This window comes from Campylobacter sp. BCW_6460 (genome assembly GCF_001762705.1).
GTDB lineage: Bacteria > Campylobacterota > Campylobacteria > Campylobacterales > Campylobacteraceae > Campylobacter_D > Campylobacter_D jejuni.
In genome coordinates this window covers 144,791-161,355 of record NZ_MJXI01000002.1, presented here as the reverse complement: position 1 = coordinate 161,355, position 16,565 = coordinate 144,791, and the positions used below count along the sequence as shown (strand labels likewise).

Here is a 16,565-nt window from a genome sequence, read left to right as displayed (position 1 = left end):
TGAGAATATAAATCAAGGTGAAGTATGAAAAAAGGTATTTTTTTATTGGTTTTTTTAAGTGTTTTTTTTAATGCGTGTAGTACGAAAAATGATGAAGGTTTATACAATCTTAGTGCTAGTGAGTGGTATAAGCAAATTATTAAAGATTTGCAGGACAAGGATTTGGAAAAAGCCGATGATCATTATAATGGTATGGCAAGTGAGCACGTTGCCGATCCTTTATTGGAAACTACTTTAATTATTTTAGCACAAGCTCATATGGATGAAGAGGAATATAAGTTAGCTGAATTTTATTTAGATGAATATAATAAAAAATTTGGAAATTCACGCAATGCTGATTATATTCGCTATCTTAAAATTAAAGCAAAATTTGATGCATTTGCAGTGCCAAATCGTAATCAGGCTTTAATGCTTGAAAGCCAAAAAGAAATAGATACTTTTTTGAAAGATTATCCTTATACAGAATATCAACCTTTGGTTCAGACAATGCTTGCAAAATTTAATTTAGCGGTTTTTTATCTTAATAGTACTATAGAAAATCTATACCAGCGCATAGGGCATGATGAAAGTGCACAAATTTATAAACAAAGACTTCAAGAAAGTGAATTTTATCAGCAAAGTATTATCAAACCTGAGCTTCCTTGGTATAGAAGTATATTTGAAAGATTTTAATAAACAAGGAAAATAAATGCAGATTGAAGAGATACAAAATTATCCAGCAAATTTACCAGTATTGGTTGAAGATGAATTATTTTTATATCCTTTTATGATAACTCCTATTTTTATTAACGATTCATCCAATATGAAAGCTTTAGATCTTGCGATTAAAAATGATAGTATGCTTTTTGTTGCACCTTCAAGGTTGGAAAATGGAAGAAATTTTGATGAAATTTATAATTGTGGAGTGATTGGGACTATCATGCGAAAAGTTCCTTTACCTGATGGAAGAGTGAAAATACTTTTTCAAGGATATGCTAAGGGTAAAATTATAGAGCAAATTTCTAATAAACCTTTGGAAGCCAAGATAGAACTTATAAAAGAAGACTTTTTAGAAGGAACTAAAAAAGAAGCACTTCTTGAAGTTTTAAAAGAGAAGGTAAAAAATTTGGCAAATATTAGTCATTATTTTTCTCCGGATCTTTTAAGAACAATTGAAGAAGGCTTTGATGCATCTAGGATTTGTGATTTGATTTTAAATACTGTGCGTATTAAAAAACAAGTTGCTTATGAGTTTTTTGTTTTAACAGATCTTGAGCAAAAATTAGTAAAATTAATAGATTTAATTGCTCAAGAAATAGAAGCCAATAAAATTCAAAAAGAAATTAAAAACAAAGTACATTCTCGTATTGACAAGGTAAATAAAGAATATTTTTTAAAAGAACAATTAAGACAAATTCAAAAAGAGCTTGGTTCTGATACACAAAAAGAAGATGAGGTTAGAGAATATCAAAAGCGTCTGGAGTTAAAGAAGAAATTTATGCACGAAGACGCTTATAAAGAAATCAAAAAACAAATTGAAAAATTCGAACGCATTCATCAAGATAATTCCGAAGCATCGATGATTCAAACTTACATAGAAACAGCATTAGATATTCCTTTTGAAAAAATTTCTAAGAAAAAACTTGATATTAAAGAAGTTTCAAAACAGCTCAACCATGATCATTATGCATTAAATAAACCAAAAGAACGCATAGAAGAATATTTTGCAGTTAGGGAACTTTTAGAAAAAAGAAAAATAGCAGAAAAAGATGGTGCTAAAGTTATACTTTGTCTTTATGGGCCTCCTGGCGTGGGTAAAACTTCACTGGCAAATTCTGTTTCAAAAGCTTTAAAAAGAGAGCTTATTCGTATAGCCTTAGGTGGACTTGAAGATGTTAATGAGCTACGTGGTCATCGTAGAACTTATATAGGCGCTATGCCTGGACGTATTACCCAAGGACTTATAGAGGCAAAACAAATTAATCCTGTAATTGTATTGGATGAAATTGATAAATTAAATCGTAGTTTTAGAGGAGATCCAAGTGCGGTGCTTTTAGAAATTTTAGATCCAGAGCAAAATTCTAAATTTAGGGATTATTATTTAAATTTTAATATTGATTTAAGTAAAGTCATTTTTATAGCAACGGCAAATGATATTAGCAATATTCCTGCACCTTTAAGAGATAGAATGGAATTTATAGAACTTAGCTCTTATACTCCAAGTGAAAAATTTCATATAATGAAAAAATATTTAATTCCAGATGAGCTTAAAAAACATGGCTTAAAATCCAATGAATTATCTATTGATGATGAAACTATAGAGTTAATCATTAGTGATTATACTCGTGAATCAGGAGTTAGAAATTTGCGTCGCAAAGTGGCAGAGTTGTGTCGTAAGAGTGCTAAAAAACTACTTTTAGAAAATATTAAAAAAGTCATTATTAATACAAAAAATTTGAATGAATTTTTAGATAAAAAAGTTTTTGAAATAGAAAAAAATAATGGAGAAAATCAAGTAGGTCAGGTTAATGGTTTGGCTTGGACAAGTGTAGGTGGAGATGTTTTAAAAGTAGAGGCTGTAAAAATTAAAGGTAAAGGAGAATTAACGCTCACGGGAAGTTTGGGTGATGTAATGAAAGAATCAGCTAGAATTGCTTTTAGCATGATAAAAGTTTTAATCGATGAAGGAAAAATAAAAATACCTAAAAAAATAATTATCGATCCTAAAGTTAATGTTTATGATAGTTATAATATTCATATACATGTGCCAGATGGAGCTACTCCAAAAGATGGCCCAAGTGCAGGCATTACGATAAGCACAGCTATTGCTTCTATTTTTAGTGATAGAAAGGTTAAAGCAGATATTGCAATGACAGGTGAAATAGATTTAAAAGGAAAAGTTTTACCAATAGGTGGATTAAAAGAAAAATTAATTGCGGCTTATAAAGCAGATATAAAAATAGCTTTAATCCCAAGAAAAAATTACGAAAGGGATTTAAAAGATATTCCTAGTGAGGTTAGAGACAATATGGAAATCATTGCTGTTGATACTTTTAGTGATGTTTTAGAATATACTTTGGTTTAATTTTATTTTGAGAATAAATGTATATAAAAGCAAACTTGTAAAAAGTTTGCTTTTAAAAGATTATAGTCCTTCAAAAGGATTATTGATTACTTCTTTTCTATCCACTATATAAGGGATAAGAGCTACATGTCTTGCACGTTTGATTGCAACTTCTACCATTTCTTGGTATTTTTTGCTTGTACCTGTTAAACGGCGTGGCATGATTTTAAATCTTTCAGATAAAGCATGTTTTAACATTGCTGTATCTTTATAATCAATAAATTCAACTTTTGCTTCAGTGTATTTGCAATATTTGCGAGAGTATTTTCTTTTTTCTGCCATAGTTTATCCTTTAAAATGGTAAATTAGTATCATCGCTATCATAAGCATCGATATCAATTTCTTTTAATTTTTCTTCGTGTTGTGGGTTTTGGTTTCTTTGTGGAGCAGGGTTTGCTTTTGCTTTATTAAAATTTTGATTTTCACTCATATAAGGATCATAGCTTTGATTTTCATAGTTTCCACTATAATTGTTGTTTGAAAAGCTATTATTGCCAATTCCACCTTGTTGTGGAGCATTGGAATTGCCGCCAAGCATTTCCATATTTTCAACTTGAATGCTATGTTTAGAGCGATTTTGCCCATTTTGATCACTCCATTGTTCAAATCTCAAACGTCCTTCTATGAGTACTTTTGAACCTTTTGTAAGGTATTGGTTTGCAACTTCTGCGGTACGACCATAAAAGCTTATATCAATAAAGCAAGTTTCCTCTCTTTTTTCTCCATTTGTGGTAAATCTTCTTGTTACTGCGATAGCAGAAGCCCCAATAGCACTACCGCTTTGTGCATAACGCATTTCTATATCACGTGTAAGATTTCCAACCAAAACAACTTTGTTAAACATCTTTTTCCTTATTGAATTTCAGGAGCATCTAAAGGTTTGATTTCTTTTTTAGATTGCTTAATCCCGTGGCTTAGTTTTTCCCAAGCTGCAATTTCTTTTTTGTTTTCATATTTTACGATTAAAAATCTTATTACTTCTTCAGTGATTCTTAACACCCTTTCAAGCTCAGCGATCAAGTTTGTAGGAGCTTTGAAATAAATCACAAAATAAGTTCCTCTTTCGTATTTTTTGATTTTATACGCTAATTTTCTAGTGCCCATTGGAACAACAGTTTCAATTTCTGCACCATTTTTGGTTAGGACTTCTTTAACGAATTCCAACTTCGCATTCACTTCCTCTTCGGTAAGTGTTGGTTTTAAGATAAATAAAACCTCATAATGTTTCATCTTTTCTCCTTATGGATATTAAAGCCCATTTTCATGAGCAAGGATTTTGCATAAAGCAAGACTAAATTATATCAAAATATACTTAATTTATACTTCAATAAGTGTTGTAACTTTTTGTAATTACTGTTTATAATTTAAAGGTGAAATTTTAACCTTTTATCTTAATCCGTGATATAATTAATTTAAGTTGCGAATTGTTAAAAAAGGAGGGTGGATATGAATAGTACGAAACCTATTCGTTGGTTTACTTTTATCGTTTTAGTTATTGGCGGAGGAACTGTTTTTAAACTTTCCTCTTTAAAAGATGCCTTTTATGTGCCTATGCAAGAATTTATGAATCTTAGCAATACACAAATTGGACTCGCGCTCTCAGTTTATGGCATAGTGCAAACGGTGGGAAATTTTGCATCCATTTATATAGCAGATAGATTTTCTAAAAAAATACTCATTCCTTTTTCATTGGTTTGTGTGGGTTTGGTTGGAATTTATATTTCTACTTTTCCTTCTTTTTATGGAATTTTAATAGCTTGGGGTTTGCTTTCTTTATTTGGAGAAGTTGTGTATTGGCCTGTTTTGCTTAAAGCCATTCGCTTGCTTGGAGATTCTACTCAACAAGGAAGACTTTTTGGATTTTTAGAAGCAGGACGTGGTGTTATAGATACTATAGTTGCTTTTAGTGCTTTGGGAATTTTTTTACTTTTAGGGTCTGGCGCAGGTGGACTTAAGGCTGCTATATTATTTTATAGCGCTTGTGTGATTATAGCAGGTATTTTGGCATATTTTCTACTTGAAGATGACAAAATTAATACCCAAGATGAGCAAGGAAATGAAATCAGTAAAAACAAAGTCGCTTGGAATGGAGTTATCAAAGCGATTAAAACTCCTGAAATTTGGGTGGTATCTTTGACCATTTTTACTATTTATTCTGTGTATTGTGGTTTGACTTATTTTATTCCATTTTTAAAAGATATTTATGGTATGCCTGTGGCTTTGGTCGGTGCTTATGGTATTATCAATCAATACACTTTAAAATTAGTAGGTGGGCCAATCGGGGGATATTTAGCAGATAAAACCTTTAAATCTTCAACAAGATATTTGCGTTTTGCTTTGATTTTAGGAGCCTTGGCCATATTAATTTTTGTTTTTATGCCTCATGAGAAATTAAATATTTATTTTGGTATGAGTTTAACCTTAGGTTTTGCCGCTCTTGTTTTTACTATGCGTGCGACATTTTTTGCACCTGTGGATGAGATAGAAGTACCTAGAGAAATTAGCGGAGCTGCTATGAGTATAGCTTGTATTTTTGGTTATTCTCCACAACTTTTTTGTTTTGCGCTTTATGGTTTTATGATCGATCATTTTAAAGGTTTATTAGGCTATCAAATTGTTTTTGCGTTAATGGGGATTTTTGCTATTTGTGGTGTGATTGTAACTACGATTTTACTTAAGATGATAGCTAGAAAAAAAGCATTAAAAGGAGTGGTATCATGAAAATAGGTTTAGAAACTGAAAGCATGCATTTATGGTTTCAAAATGGCAGGATGGATATATTTTCTTATATCGATTTTGCTAAAAATTTGGGCTGTGAGGGTGTGATTATAAATATCATTAAAGATTTTGGTTTGGATGAAGAATGGGGATGCTTAGGAAGCGATGACGAAAATCATCTTAAAAAAATTAAAGCTAAATTGGATGAATACAATATGTATTGTGAGATCGACTCTAAGGGTTTTAATAAAGATAAATTTGAAAAAATTGCTAAAGTAGCTTCTATTTTAGGCGCTAAAATTATACGCTCTTATGTGCCCTTAACCGATAAAAATAAAAAGGTTAAACATGCTAGCGATGGGGCTTATGATGATTCTAAAATTACTGCTAGATTCGATAAAGAAGATTTTTTAGCTACAAAGGATGAAATAAAAGCTTTGATACCGATTTTGGAAAAATATGATTTAAAACTTGCTATAGAAAATCATGAGTATCAAACTTCAGAGGATTTGCTTGATTTGTTGAAATTGATCAATCATCCTAAAATAGGATTTTTATATGATTTTGGAAATTCCATGATGGCCTATGAAGATCCTATAAAAGCTTGCAAAGACATGGCTAAATATACTTTTAGCACGCATTGTAAAGATCATATAGTTTTCATTGAAGAGGGTGTAGAATATGTTTGTGGCGTTCCTTTAGGAGAAGGAAATTTAGACATTAAAACTTGTGTAGAAATTCTTAAAAAAGAAGGACTTGACCGTATTAATGTAGAGCAATGTTATCCTTATTGTGCGACTTTTAAAAGAGAAAAAGGAACAGGCGGGGTTAAAGAATTAGGTAAAGGGGCTTTTAAGATAGAAAAAGCTTTATTTGAAGATTTAAAAGCTATGCAGTATTATTATCCCCAAGAAGTATCTCAAGAATGCTTAGAGAGGCTTTTAAAACTTCAAAAAAAAGGTTGCGAGAAAAGTGTAGAATATTTAAAAAGTATTATTTAGATAAAATTTGGAATAAATTTTGTTTAATATTTTCAAGCATAGCAAAACGTTTTTTATACATGGAGCGTTTTTGCGAAGGGATTTCTTCTAGGTTTTTTTGCGAGTGGTGGAGCTTGTAGTATTTGTGTTTATCAATTTTTATTAATTCTCCACCATTTTCTAGCCAAATTTTTTGATAATCTACAAAATAGCCCTTTTCTTTTCCTTTTTGAGAACGGATTTGATTTTTTTCATGTACACCTAAAGTAGCTTGAAGTTTTAAAATTTCACAAAGCATCTTAGAGCATTCTATAAGTAAAGCAACAGGGCGCAAACCGTGACATTTTTTAGTTAAAATTTTATTAATTTCTAAAATATTGAAATCTTTGTATTTATATCCTTGTATGCAAGAAAGTAGAAGATTATTTTCTAAAGTAAAGCAAAAATTACATTGTGAAATAGTGTATTTTTTAAATTTTAAAGAAAAAGCCCAAAAACCTTCTTCGTAAACATTATGGTTATATCCTAAAAAAAGCTCAAAATCTTTATCAAAAGAAAAAATCATTTGTTCTTCGGGAAGAAATTTAAAACAAGTAAGTCCCTTATCAACATCATAAATAAGTGTTTTAACGCGTTCATTTGCTTTAAAACTTTTATCGCAAAATCTTCTTGTAGCATTGTAGCAAGCATAGGGTCTTTGAGAGAAAAAGTCTTTTAAATGTTTATTTTTTTCTTCATTAAGCGTTTTTTCCAGAAGTCTTACTTGAGGAAAATATAGAATTTTTCTTGCTTGAAAACGCAAATAGCGCCAAAAGATGATACTTTTTCTTCTATCAGTAAAATTTGGAATAGGGTAGGAAAATTTTTTATTCACCTGCAATCCTTGATATATCATTATAAGTTGCAAAGAGCATCAAGCTTAAAAGTATTGCCATGCCTGCATAACTTAGATATTCAAAAGCACGCTGTGGAACCTTGCGTCTAAAAATCATTTCATAAATATTAAAAAGTATATGTCCTCCATCAAGCATAGGAATAGGCAAAAGATTTAAAATGCCTAAATTTATAGAAATTAAAGCAGTGATAAATAAAAGTAAAGTAAAGCTATTTTGTGCAGCCTTTGAGGTAATTTCAGTCATGGTAATAATACCACCTAAATTTTTTGCTTCAACTTCACCACTTATGAGTTTTACTATACCCTTGATGATGAGTGTAGAAGCTTGAAAACTTTCTTGTGCGGCATATTTAAAACTTTCTAAACCTTGATGTTTTACAAGAGTGCTTGTACCATTTGGACTGATTCCAAGTTGAGGTTTTTCAATAATTTGCCCAAAGTCATTATATCCTTGTCCTATTTTTGGAGTTAAAATAAATTCTAAATTTTTTCCTTCTCTATTGATTAATATTTTCAAAGGCTCTAAACTTAAATGTTTTGAAATTTCATCAAAGCTTTGAATTTTTATACCGTTGATTTCTAAGATAGTATCATTTTTTTGAAGTCCTATGTCTTGTGCAGCAGAGTTTGGCGCTATGTTTCCTATTTGTGGAGCAAGTTTTTCTAAGCCTAAATTTCCTATGATAATATAAAGAAAAAAAGCTAAAATCAGGTTGAAAAATGGTCCAGCAAAAAGAATATAAATCTTTTTTAAGGGGCTTAAAATGCTATAGCTATCTTTGTCTAGATTTTCAAAACCAGGACGCATATCATCTTGTCCTTTAAGTTTAACATATCCTCCAAGTGGCAAAGCACTTAAGCGATAGTTTGTGCCTTTAAATTCACATTCTATAAGACTTTTTCCAAATCCTATGCTAAAGACTTCAACTTTTACACCCAAAGATCTTGCAGCTAAAAAATGTCCTAATTCGTGAAAGAAGATTAAAAATGAGATGACTAAAACAGTTGCTAAAAATTCAATAGAATAAAATTTAATTCCTAAAATCAAAATAATAATTAAAAACAATAAAGATCTCATTTTTCTCCTTTTTTTTGAGCTTTTGTATAAGTATAGATGTATTCAAATCCAGAATAAAGAGTTAAAATCAAAGCTATGTAAAGTAGAATTTCTCCGCCTATCCACTCCATGATTAAAAATCCTATCGCAGTCATTTGAAAAGCGGTTTTAAGTTTGCCTGCAAAAGAAGCATTGACATTTAAATTTTCACTGATCATCACAACTCTAAAACCCGTGATAAAAAATTCCCTTACTAATATAATATAAATTACCCATTCATTAGCTTTTCCTGTAAGCAAAAGCCCTAAAAAAGCTGCTAAAACAAGCATTTTATCGGCTAATGGATCTAAGATTCCGCCCAGTTTTGTAGTTTGTTTCCAAGTTCTTGCAATGTATCCATCAAAAAAATCACTCAAAGCTGCTAATGAAAAAGTTAAAGCAGCAAAATAGTTAATCCAACTTTGATGAATATTTTCAAAATGATGAATTAATAAAAAAAATAGCAAAGGCGCTAAAACCATTCTAAAAACCGCCAAGATATTGGGTAAATTCATAACAAGCCTTGTGAAATTAAATGTAAAATTATAATCAAAATTGTATAAAATTTAAGCAAAGACTTAGTAAAAATACAAAAAAGAATCAGTTTATTTTTATTTAAATTTTGCTTTTAAGCAAAATTTAAATAAATTTTACAACTTCATCAAAACTAAAACGATTTTTTTGAGGATTTTTTTCATTGTTGCAATATCCTAAAGCCACCACCAAACTTGATCTTTCTTTTTGAATATCAAGTGATAAATAAGAATCAAGCTTTTCTTTATCAAAACCACCTATAGTACAACTTGCTATATTTAAAGCATTAGCACTATAAATTATGCTAGCTAGAGCTATATGAGCTTGTTCTCTTGCATAAGATATTTTTTGTTCTTGATTTAGAGATTTTAAAAAAGGCATATAAGTATCTAAGCGTTTTTGAATTTCTGTTTCACTCATATCTCTTTTTCTAAGTTTTTCTTCAAAATAATCTAAAAAATCAAGTCTTGAAATGATGATAATTAATGCAGCGCAATCTTTTACATGTTTTTGTTGGTTGCAAATTTTAGAAAGTTCTTCTTTTCTTTTCTCATCTTGCACTACTATAAATTTCCAAGGTTCCAGTCCTAAGGAACTGGGGCTTAATCTTGCTATTTCTAAAATAGAATTTAAATCCTCTTTTTTGAGTTTTTCATTTTTAAAATTTCTACAAGAATATCTTGTGCTAAAAATTTCAAGTTCTTTTTTCATTATTTTTCCTTGTAAAATTCGACGACTTCATTAAAATTTAAGCGTTGAGTAGAATATTTTGGTTCGTGGGCTTTATATCCCAAGGATAAAATTACAGCAGTTTCAAAAGGATAAGTTAAATGAAGAAAATCATCAACCTTAGTTTTTTCAAAGCCACCTATCATACAAGAATCAATACCTAAGCTCATTGCAGCTAGCGACATTTGCATCATAGCAAGATAGCATTGAAGTTGTGCGTAATGATAGAGCTCATCATCATTCATTGCATTGGTTTTATGGGTGTAAATTTCTAAAATTTTTTGAAAATTTTCTTCGCTAGAACCTGAGAAACGACGCACTTGTTTTTGTGCAAATTCATCTTTGCTTTGAAGATCTTTTCTTGCTAGAAAAATAATATTATGACTCGCACTTGCTACATTTTGTTGATTGTAACATAGAGTTGAGAGTTTAAGATTGTGTTCTTTTTGTTCTAATACTACAAATTTCCAAGGCTCAAATCCATGTGAGCTCGGGGCTAAGACTCCACTTTCTAAGATACAATGCAAATCCTTTTCATTGATTTTTTTATCATTAAAAAGTTTACAAGCTCTGCGTTTTGAAATTAGTTCTTTAAAATTCATTTTATTCCTTAAAATCAAAAATAATAATATTAATTATAAAATGCAAAGCTTAATCAAAAAATATTATAGTTTGATATTTTTCTTAAAAACAAAACCGGATTTTTCAAAACCCATTTTTTGGATATAAAATTCATGAGCTTGTGTTCTAAAAAAACTTGAACTTAGTTCTAATTCTTCATATCCTTGATCTTTTGCCCAAATTTGGATTTTTTTCAAAAAAGCTTGACCTATACCTTTTCCTCTTAAAGTTTCATCTACGACAAAATCACAAATATAAAGACAATGATTATGATAAAGTAGATTAAAGGGTATGACCCCGCAAGCTGCTTTGTAATTTCTCTCATTTTCATAGGCAAAAAGTTTATAATGTTGAGTTTGTGTAGCAAGTTGGATTTTGTCTAAAAAATCTTTCAGAGATAGGTTATTTCTTAATTGTTTTATCAAGGGATAAATTTTTTCCAAGTCTTCTTTTAGCTTAATTTCTTTCATTTTTAAATCCCTTAAATTTCAAAAATCTCAGGTTTTAATTTTAAAAGTAGGCAAAAAGTTGCCAAAACAGCTTGTTCTTGCATAAATTCACGATCTCCATCTAAATAAAGCGTTTCTTGGATAAAAGTTCCATCTCTAAACATTGCACCTATATAAATAGTGCCTGATTTTATTTTTCCCTCATCTTTTTCGCCAACTACTCCGCTAATAGCTAAGGCAAAATCAGGATTAGCTGTTTTAAAAATACCTTTTAGCATAAAATAAACACAACGTTCACTGTATTCGCCATTATTTTCTAAGACGCTTTCGCTAATTCCAAGCCATTCGTGTTTGATGCGGTTGGAATAACTTACAATAGAACCTTCAAAAATTTCACTTACACCTGAAATTTTGGTTAAGGTGCTTGCACAAAGTCCACCTGTGCAACTTTCAGCAAAAGAAATTTTTAATTTTTTTTCTAAAAGTTTAGAGTTTATAAAATGTATAGGATCTTTACCCAAAAACACCTTTTGTCCAAAAAGATTTTTTACGCTATTTAAAAAACCATCAAGTTTTCCAAAATTAGCGCAAGTGGCCTTAATAAGCACAAGATTATCTAAAAGCTTGGTTGATTTTATACTTATCTCATAAGATTTTGTTAGGGTTTGCAGTAGCAATATAGCGCTTTCATCATCCATACCAAAAATGCAAAAATATGCAAAATTTAATTTTATATGCCCAAGAAGATTGGGTAATTTTTCGCTTGGATTTATTTTAACGACATTGATTTTTGAATTTGAAAAATTACACACAAAGCTATTTTTACTAAATTCTGCTTTATCTGGAACCAAGGTATCATCTTTTAAGATAAGATTATCATCATTTAAAGTTGCTAAAATTTTAGCAACAGTCGCATAATGCAAAGGGCTTGTAAATAAAGTGATAAAATCATACTGATTTAAGAGGTTTTCAAGCAAAAAGGGTAAATCTTTATCGGTTTTATTTTGTATGCGAATTTCGTTAATTTCTTTAAATTTTTCTTCATAAGTTCTATAAATATAATTTTTGAATTTTTCGTTTATAGTAAGCTCATCTCCTATAAGATAAAGCAAATGTTTCATAAATTTTCCTTTTTTTCTTATAATTATAGCCAAAAACAAAGTAGAAATTAAAGCTAATTTGAGTAGAATTTAAGCTTATTAAAATTAGGTGGAAAAAATGGACTACAAAGAAACTCTACTTTTGCCCAGCACTACTTTTGCTATGCGGGCGAATTTAGCGGAACTTGAACCGCAAAGATTTAAAAAATGGTTTGAGCAAAGTTATGCTTATGAAAAAATGAAAGAAAATCGCAAAAATGCGAAAAAAAGTTTTACCTTACACGATGGCCCCCCTTATGCTAACGGACATATCCATATAGGACATGCTTTAAATAAAATTTTAAAAGAAACTATTATCAAAACGCATTATTTTAAAGGTGAGAGTGTGCGTTTTACTCCAGGGTGGGATTGTCATGGTTTACCTATAGAGCAACAAGTAGAAGTAAAGCTTGGAGAAAAGAAAAAAAGCTTAAGCAAGAAAGAAATTCGTGAGTTTTGCAGACAACATGCGAGTGAATTTGTAGATATCCAAAGAGAAGAATTTAAAAATTTAGGCATTATTGCAGATTGGGATAAGCCTTATTTGACTATGAAATTTGAGTTTGAAGCAGCGATTTATAGAACTTTATGTGAGATTGCTAAAAAAGGCTTACTTTGTGAGCGTTCTAAACCTGTTTTTTGGAGTTGGGCGGCAAAGTCAGCTTTAGCAGAAGCTGAAGTAGAATATCAAGATAAAGAGGATTATTCTATTTTTGTGGCTTTTGATTTGGATATAAAAGCTTGTGAAAAATTAGGCGTTTCAAAAGCAAGTGCAGTGATATGGACAACTACGCCTTGGACTTTGGTGGCTAATCAAGCTATAGCCTTAAATCCTAACGAAAATTATGTGATCACTAAAGAAGGTTTGATTTTTGCAAGTGCTTTACTTAAAAGTATGGTAGAAAAAGGACTTACAAGTGGAGAAATTCAAAAAGAATTAAACGCAAAAGAATTTGAAAAACTTGAAGCTATCAATCCTTTAAATGGAAGAAAATCTGTTTTAATTATGGGCGAGCATGTATTGATGGATGGTGGAAGTGGACTTGTACATACTGCACCAGGACATGGCGAAGATGATTACTATGCTTGTTTGAAATACGGTATTGAGGTTTTAATGCCTGTTGATGATAGTGGATGTTATGATGAAACTTTAAGAGCTAAAGGGCTTTTGCCTTCTCATTTGCTTGAAGAGTTTATAGGTCTTCATATTTTTAAGGCCAATGAAAAAATTTTAGAACTTTTAGGCGAAAAACTTTTACATTCTTCTAAATTTATACACTCTTATCCATTTTGTTGGAGAACGCATAAGCCTGTGATTTATAGAGCTACTAAACAATGGTTTATTTTAATGGATGAACCAAAACTTCAAGGAAAAACTTTAAGAGAGTGTGCAAAAGAACAACTTTTAAAAACAACCTTTTATCCGCAAAGTGGGGTAAAAAGAATAGGTTCTATGGTGGAAAATCGCCCAGATTGGTGTATTTCAAGACAAAGGGACTGGGGAACGCCTATAGCCTTTTTTAGAGATAAAAACACTAAAGAAGTGATTTTTGATGATGAACTTTTTGACTTTGTAGTAGCTATTTTTGAAAAACACGGTGCTGATGCGTGGTGGGAGTTTGAAATCAAAGATTTAATTCCTGAAAATTCAAAATATAAAGCTGAAAATTTAGAAAAAGTATATGATATTTTAGATGTTTGGTTTGATAGTGGAAGTACTTTTAATGCGGTTTTAAATAGCGGACTTTATGACGCAGGAGAAAAAAGAGCAAGTATGTATTTAGAAGGAAGCGATCAACATCGGGGTTGGTTTCAAAGCTCTTTGCTTGTAGGTACAGCGATCAATGAAAGCGCGCCTTATGAAAGCATTTTAACTCATGGTTTTACTACGGATGAAAAAGGGCAAAAAATGTCTAAATCTAAAGGCAATGTGATTGCTCCTGAATATGTAGCAAAAACCTATGGAGTTGAAATTTTAAGACTTTGGATACTTTTAAGTGATTATTCAAGTGATTTAAAAATTTCAGACAATATCTTAAAACAAGTGGGCGAACAATACCGCAAAATAAGAAATACTATAAGATTTTTACTTGCCAATACAAATGACTTAAAAGATTTAGAAGTTAAAGAATTTAGTTTTATTGATAAATGGATATTAAGTCGTGCAACCAAAGTTTTTAAAGCAAGTAAAGAAGCATTTTTTGCTTATGAATTTGCTAAAGGTTTTAGTTTGCTTTTAAATTTCTTAAGTGCGGATTTAAGTGGGATTTATCTTGATATCAGTAAAGATAGACTTTATTGTGATAGTGAAAATGCTCAAAGAAGAAAATCTGCTCAAGTGGCTATGGCTTTGATAGCAAAAGAACTTTTAAATTTACTTGCTCCAAATTTAAGCTATAGTGTAGATGAGGCTTTAGAACATGCTAATGTTTTAATCAAAGGCGATGCAAAAGATGTATTTGATTTGAGTTTAACTCAGGATTTTGATTATGATTTTGGTATAGATGATACATTTTTAATGAGTGCTAGAGAGAAATTTTTTGAACAAATTGATATGCTTAAAAAAGATAAAATCATTAAATCCACCTTGGAATTAAATTTAAACATTAGTTTTAATAAATTCCCAAATGAGGAATTAGCCGATTGGTTTATGGTGAGTCAAATCAGCAATGAAAATGAAGAAATTTTAGCTGAATTTGAAGTAGAGAATGAGAAATTTAAAATCACCAAATCTTCGCTTTGTAAATGTCCAAGATGTTGGAAACTTCAAAGTAAAAATGAAGAAACACCTTGTTTAAGATGTGAAGAAGTTTTAAAAGGGGTTTAATGTTAGAAAATCCGATTCCAAATAGTATTATCATTGCAACTATAGCGGTGGTTTTGGCTTTTAGTGCTTTAGCAGTATTTTTGATCAAAAAAAACAAAGGAAAATAAATGATAACTTTAAAAGAAGCTTTAAAATACTCCAAAGAAGAACTTGAAAATTTAAAAAAAGAACTCAATGAAAAAGCAAAAAAAGAAAAAAAAATAGGTGCTTATATCGAACAATTTTTAGATAAAGACTTAAGTGTTTCAGGTGAAGGTGTGCCTGTAGCTATAAAAGATAATATCAGTGTAAAGGGCTGGGAGCTTACTAGTGCGAGTAAGATTTTACAAGGTTATATCGCTCCTTATGATGCAAGTGCGATTGTTAATTTAAAGGCTAACGGTTTTTCTCCTTTTGGGCGTTGCAATATGGATGAATTTGCTATGGGAAGTTCAACAGCGAGTTCTTGTTATGGAAAAACTTTAAATCCTTTAAATTTTGAGCGTGTTCCAGGTGGGTCAAGTGGTGGAAGTGCTGCTGCGGTAGCGGGTGGCTTGGCTTTAGCAAGTTTAGGTTCTGATACAGGTGGATCTGTACGCCAACCTGCGGCTTTTTGTGGTTGTGTAGGATTTAAACCGAGTTATGGAAGAGTGAGTCGCTATGGTTTGGCTTCTTATTCTTCAAGTTTGGATCAAATCGGGGTTTTAACGCAAAATGTAGAAGATGCGGCAATTTTATATGATGCGATCGCAGGATATGATAAAATGGATAGCACGAGTGCAAATATCGAGTTTATCAAAACCACTTCAAATTTAAATGCAAATAAAAAATTAAAAATCGCAGTGATTGAAAATTATGTCAATGATGCAGATAGCGAAGTAAAAAACGCACTTTTAAAAACCATAGATATGTTAAAAGCTAATGGACATGAGATTGTATATAAAAATTTGCTTGATTCTAAGTTTGATATCGCAGCGTATTATATCATCGCAACAGCTGAAGCAAGTGCAAATTTAAGTCGTTATGATGGGGTGCGTTATGGCAAGCGTTCTGAAAATATCCAAAATTTAAAAGAAATGTATATAAATACACGCAGTGAAGGTTTTGGCGAAGAAGTAAAAAGAAGAATTTTGTTAGGAACTTTTGTTTTAAGCAGTGGATATTATGATGCGTATTATATCAAAGCACAAAAAGCTCGAGCTTTTATCAAGGCAAAATATGAAGAAATTTTGCAAGATTGTGATCTTATTTTTATGCCTGTAACTCCTACAACGGCTTTTAAATTTGATACTCAAAAAAGCCCTATGCAAACTTATTTAGAAGATGTTTATACTATCTCTGTAAATTTAGCAGGACTTGGAGGCATTAGTGTGCCTGTTGCAAAAGATAAAGAAGGGCTTAATATATCAGCACAACTGATTTGCAAAGCTTATGATGAACAAACCTTGTTAGATGGGGCTTTAAGTTTAGAACAAATGATTAAAAATTAAGGATG

At 30.8% G+C, this 16,565-nt stretch carries 16 protein-coding genes and 1 pseudogene; 7 read left to right on the top strand and 10 right to left on the bottom strand.

All coding sequences use genetic code 11. The annotated features are described in order from the left end of the window. Positions 1-24 precede the first annotated feature (24 nt). Both bamD and lon read left to right on the top strand, forming a co-directional pair. Positions 25-672, top strand: coding sequence for an outer membrane protein assembly factor BamD (gene bamD / locus AJ881_RS01515; protein ID WP_070282344.1), 648 nt, complete (start codon positions 25-27; stop codon positions 670-672). A gap of 16 nt (positions 673-688) precedes the next feature. Further along, positions 689-3,064, top strand: a complete 2,376-nt coding sequence (gene lon / locus AJ881_RS01510) for an endopeptidase La (RefSeq protein ID WP_070282346.1) — start codon at positions 689-691, stop codon at positions 3,062-3,064. A gap of 60 nt (positions 3,065-3,124) precedes the next feature. On the opposite strand, the gene rpsR is transcribed toward lon, so the two are convergent. The 3 genes from rpsR to rpsF are packed head-to-tail and all read right to left on the bottom strand — an operon-like array spanning position 3,125 to position 4,333. Continuing rightward, entirely contained in the window at positions 3,125-3,385 is a 261-nt protein-coding gene (gene rpsR / locus AJ881_RS01505; protein ID WP_002853032.1) for a 30S ribosomal protein S18, read from the bottom strand. 10 nt (positions 3,386-3,395) lie between these two features. Next, positions 3,396-3,947: a single-stranded DNA-binding protein gene (locus AJ881_RS01500; RefSeq protein ID WP_002861797.1), complete on the bottom strand. Its 552-nt coding sequence runs from the start codon at positions 3,945-3,947 to the stop codon at positions 3,396-3,398. Positions 3,948-3,955: 8 nt separating this feature from the next. Next, positions 3,956-4,333 (bottom strand): 30S ribosomal protein S6, encoded by a 378-nt coding sequence (gene rpsF, locus AJ881_RS01495; protein WP_002812868.1) that lies wholly within the window; start codon positions 4,331-4,333, stop codon positions 3,956-3,958. Between the two features lie 216 nt (positions 4,334-4,549). Between rpsF and AJ881_RS01490 the strand changes: the two genes are divergently transcribed. Together AJ881_RS01490 and AJ881_RS01485 are read left to right on the top strand one after the other, a co-directional pair. Further along, positions 4,550-5,824: an MFS transporter gene (locus AJ881_RS01490; RefSeq protein ID WP_052857605.1), complete on the top strand. Its 1,275-nt coding sequence runs from the start codon at positions 4,550-4,552 to the stop codon at positions 5,822-5,824. Then, positions 5,821-6,822, top strand: coding sequence for a sugar phosphate isomerase/epimerase family protein (locus tag AJ881_RS01485; protein WP_002870549.1), 1,002 nt, complete (start codon positions 5,821-5,823; stop codon positions 6,820-6,822). The genes AJ881_RS01490 and AJ881_RS01485 overlap by 4 nt, the downstream gene beginning before the upstream one ends. On the opposite strand, the gene AJ881_RS01480 is transcribed toward AJ881_RS01485, so the two are convergent. The 7 genes from AJ881_RS01480 to AJ881_RS01450 form a co-directional block, all read right to left on the bottom strand. Then, complete coding sequence (locus AJ881_RS01480; protein WP_002870550.1) at positions 6,815-7,675, bottom strand: VirK family antimicrobial peptide resistance protein; 861 nt, start codon at positions 7,673-7,675, stop codon at positions 6,815-6,817. The two genes, AJ881_RS01485 and AJ881_RS01480, sit on opposite strands and share 8 nt — an antisense overlap. Beyond that, positions 7,668-8,774, bottom strand: coding sequence for an RIP metalloprotease RseP (rseP, locus tag AJ881_RS01475; RefSeq protein ID WP_070282348.1), 1,107 nt, complete (start codon positions 8,772-8,774; stop codon positions 7,668-7,670). Before rseP ends, AJ881_RS01480 begins: the two co-directional genes overlap by 8 nt. Beyond that, positions 8,771-9,307, bottom strand: a complete 537-nt coding sequence (pgsA, locus tag AJ881_RS01470) for a CDP-diacylglycerol--glycerol-3-phosphate 3-phosphatidyltransferase (protein ID WP_044780215.1) — start codon at positions 9,305-9,307, stop codon at positions 8,771-8,773. Before pgsA ends, rseP begins: the two co-directional genes overlap by 4 nt. 124 nt (positions 9,308-9,431) lie before the next feature. Further along, positions 9,432-10,037 (bottom strand): NAD(P)H-dependent oxidoreductase, encoded by a 606-nt coding sequence (locus tag AJ881_RS01465; RefSeq protein ID WP_070282350.1) that lies wholly within the window; start codon positions 10,035-10,037, stop codon positions 9,432-9,434. Next, positions 10,037-10,657, bottom strand: a complete 621-nt coding sequence (locus AJ881_RS01460) for an NAD(P)H-dependent oxidoreductase (RefSeq protein WP_002880780.1) — start codon at positions 10,655-10,657, stop codon at positions 10,037-10,039. Before AJ881_RS01460 ends, AJ881_RS01465 begins: the two co-directional genes overlap by 1 nt. Before the next feature lie 63 nt (positions 10,658-10,720). Further along, the gene (locus AJ881_RS01455; RefSeq protein WP_070282354.1) at positions 10,721-11,146 is read right to left on the bottom strand and encodes a GNAT family N-acetyltransferase; all 426 of its coding nucleotides are present in this window, start codon (positions 11,144-11,146) and stop codon (positions 10,721-10,723) included. Positions 11,147-11,157: 11 nt separating this feature from the next. Continuing rightward, entirely contained in the window at positions 11,158-12,246 is a 1,089-nt protein-coding gene (locus AJ881_RS01450; RefSeq protein WP_070282355.1) for a CinA family protein, read from the bottom strand. Between the two features lie 97 nt (positions 12,247-12,343). On the opposite strand from AJ881_RS01450, the gene ileS reads away from it, so the two are divergent. From ileS to gatA, 3 genes and pseudogenes are all read left to right on the top strand, one after another. Beyond that, positions 12,344-15,091, top strand: a complete 2,748-nt coding sequence (gene ileS, locus AJ881_RS01445; protein WP_070282357.1) for an isoleucine--tRNA ligase — start codon at positions 12,344-12,346, stop codon at positions 15,089-15,091. Then, a pseudogene (locus tag AJ881_RS01440) lies at positions 15,091-15,202 on the top strand (hypothetical protein). The gene ileS and the pseudogene AJ881_RS01440 overlap by 1 nt, the downstream one beginning before the upstream one ends. After that, positions 15,199-16,560, top strand: coding sequence for an Asp-tRNA(Asn)/Glu-tRNA(Gln) amidotransferase subunit GatA (gene gatA / locus AJ881_RS01435; RefSeq protein ID WP_070282359.1), 1,362 nt, complete (start codon positions 15,199-15,201; stop codon positions 16,558-16,560). The pseudogene AJ881_RS01440 and the gene gatA overlap by 4 nt, the downstream one beginning before the upstream one ends. Positions 16,561-16,565: the final 5 nt, after the last annotated feature.

Excerpts from the sequence above, each read along its gene's own strand:
- bamD (WP_070282344.1), top strand. The coding sequence starts at position 25 with ATGAAAAAAGGTATTTTTTTATTGGTTTTTTTAAGTGTTTTTTTTAAT.
- lon (WP_070282346.1), top strand. The coding sequence starts at position 689 with ATGCAGATTGAAGAGATACAAAATTATCCAGCAAATTTACCAGTATTG.
- rpsR (WP_002853032.1), bottom strand. The coding sequence starts at position 3,385 with ATGGCAGAAAAAAGAAAATACTCTCGCAAATATTGCAAATACACTGAA.
- AJ881_RS01500 (WP_002861797.1), bottom strand. The coding sequence starts at position 3,947 with ATGTTTAACAAAGTTGTTTTGGTTGGAAATCTTACACGTGATATAGAA.
- rpsF (WP_002812868.1), bottom strand. The coding sequence starts at position 4,333 with ATGAAACATTATGAGGTTTTATTTATCTTAAAACCAACACTTACCGAA.
- AJ881_RS01490 (WP_052857605.1), top strand. The coding sequence starts at position 4,550 with ATGAATAGTACGAAACCTATTCGTTGGTTTACTTTTATCGTTTTAGTT.
- AJ881_RS01485 (WP_002870549.1), top strand. The coding sequence starts at position 5,821 with ATGAAAATAGGTTTAGAAACTGAAAGCATGCATTTATGGTTTCAAAAT.
- rseP (WP_070282348.1), bottom strand. The coding sequence starts at position 8,774 with ATGAGATCTTTATTGTTTTTAATTATTATTTTGATTTTAGGAATTAAA.
- pgsA (WP_044780215.1), bottom strand. The coding sequence starts at position 9,307 with ATGAATTTACCCAATATCTTGGCGGTTTTTAGAATGGTTTTAGCGCCT.
- AJ881_RS01465 (WP_070282350.1), bottom strand. The coding sequence starts at position 10,037 with ATGAAAAAAGAACTTGAAATTTTTAGCACAAGATATTCTTGTAGAAAT.
- AJ881_RS01460 (WP_002880780.1), bottom strand. The coding sequence starts at position 10,657 with ATGAATTTTAAAGAACTAATTTCAAAACGCAGAGCTTGTAAACTTTTT.
- AJ881_RS01455 (WP_070282354.1), bottom strand. The coding sequence starts at position 11,146 with ATGAAAGAAATTAAGCTAAAAGAAGACTTGGAAAAAATTTATCCCTTG.
- AJ881_RS01450 (WP_070282355.1), bottom strand. The coding sequence starts at position 12,246 with ATGAAACATTTGCTTTATCTTATAGGAGATGAGCTTACTATAAACGAA.
- ileS (WP_070282357.1), top strand. The coding sequence starts at position 12,344 with ATGGACTACAAAGAAACTCTACTTTTGCCCAGCACTACTTTTGCTATG.
- gatA (WP_070282359.1), top strand. The coding sequence starts at position 15,199 with ATGATAACTTTAAAAGAAGCTTTAAAATACTCCAAAGAAGAACTTGAA.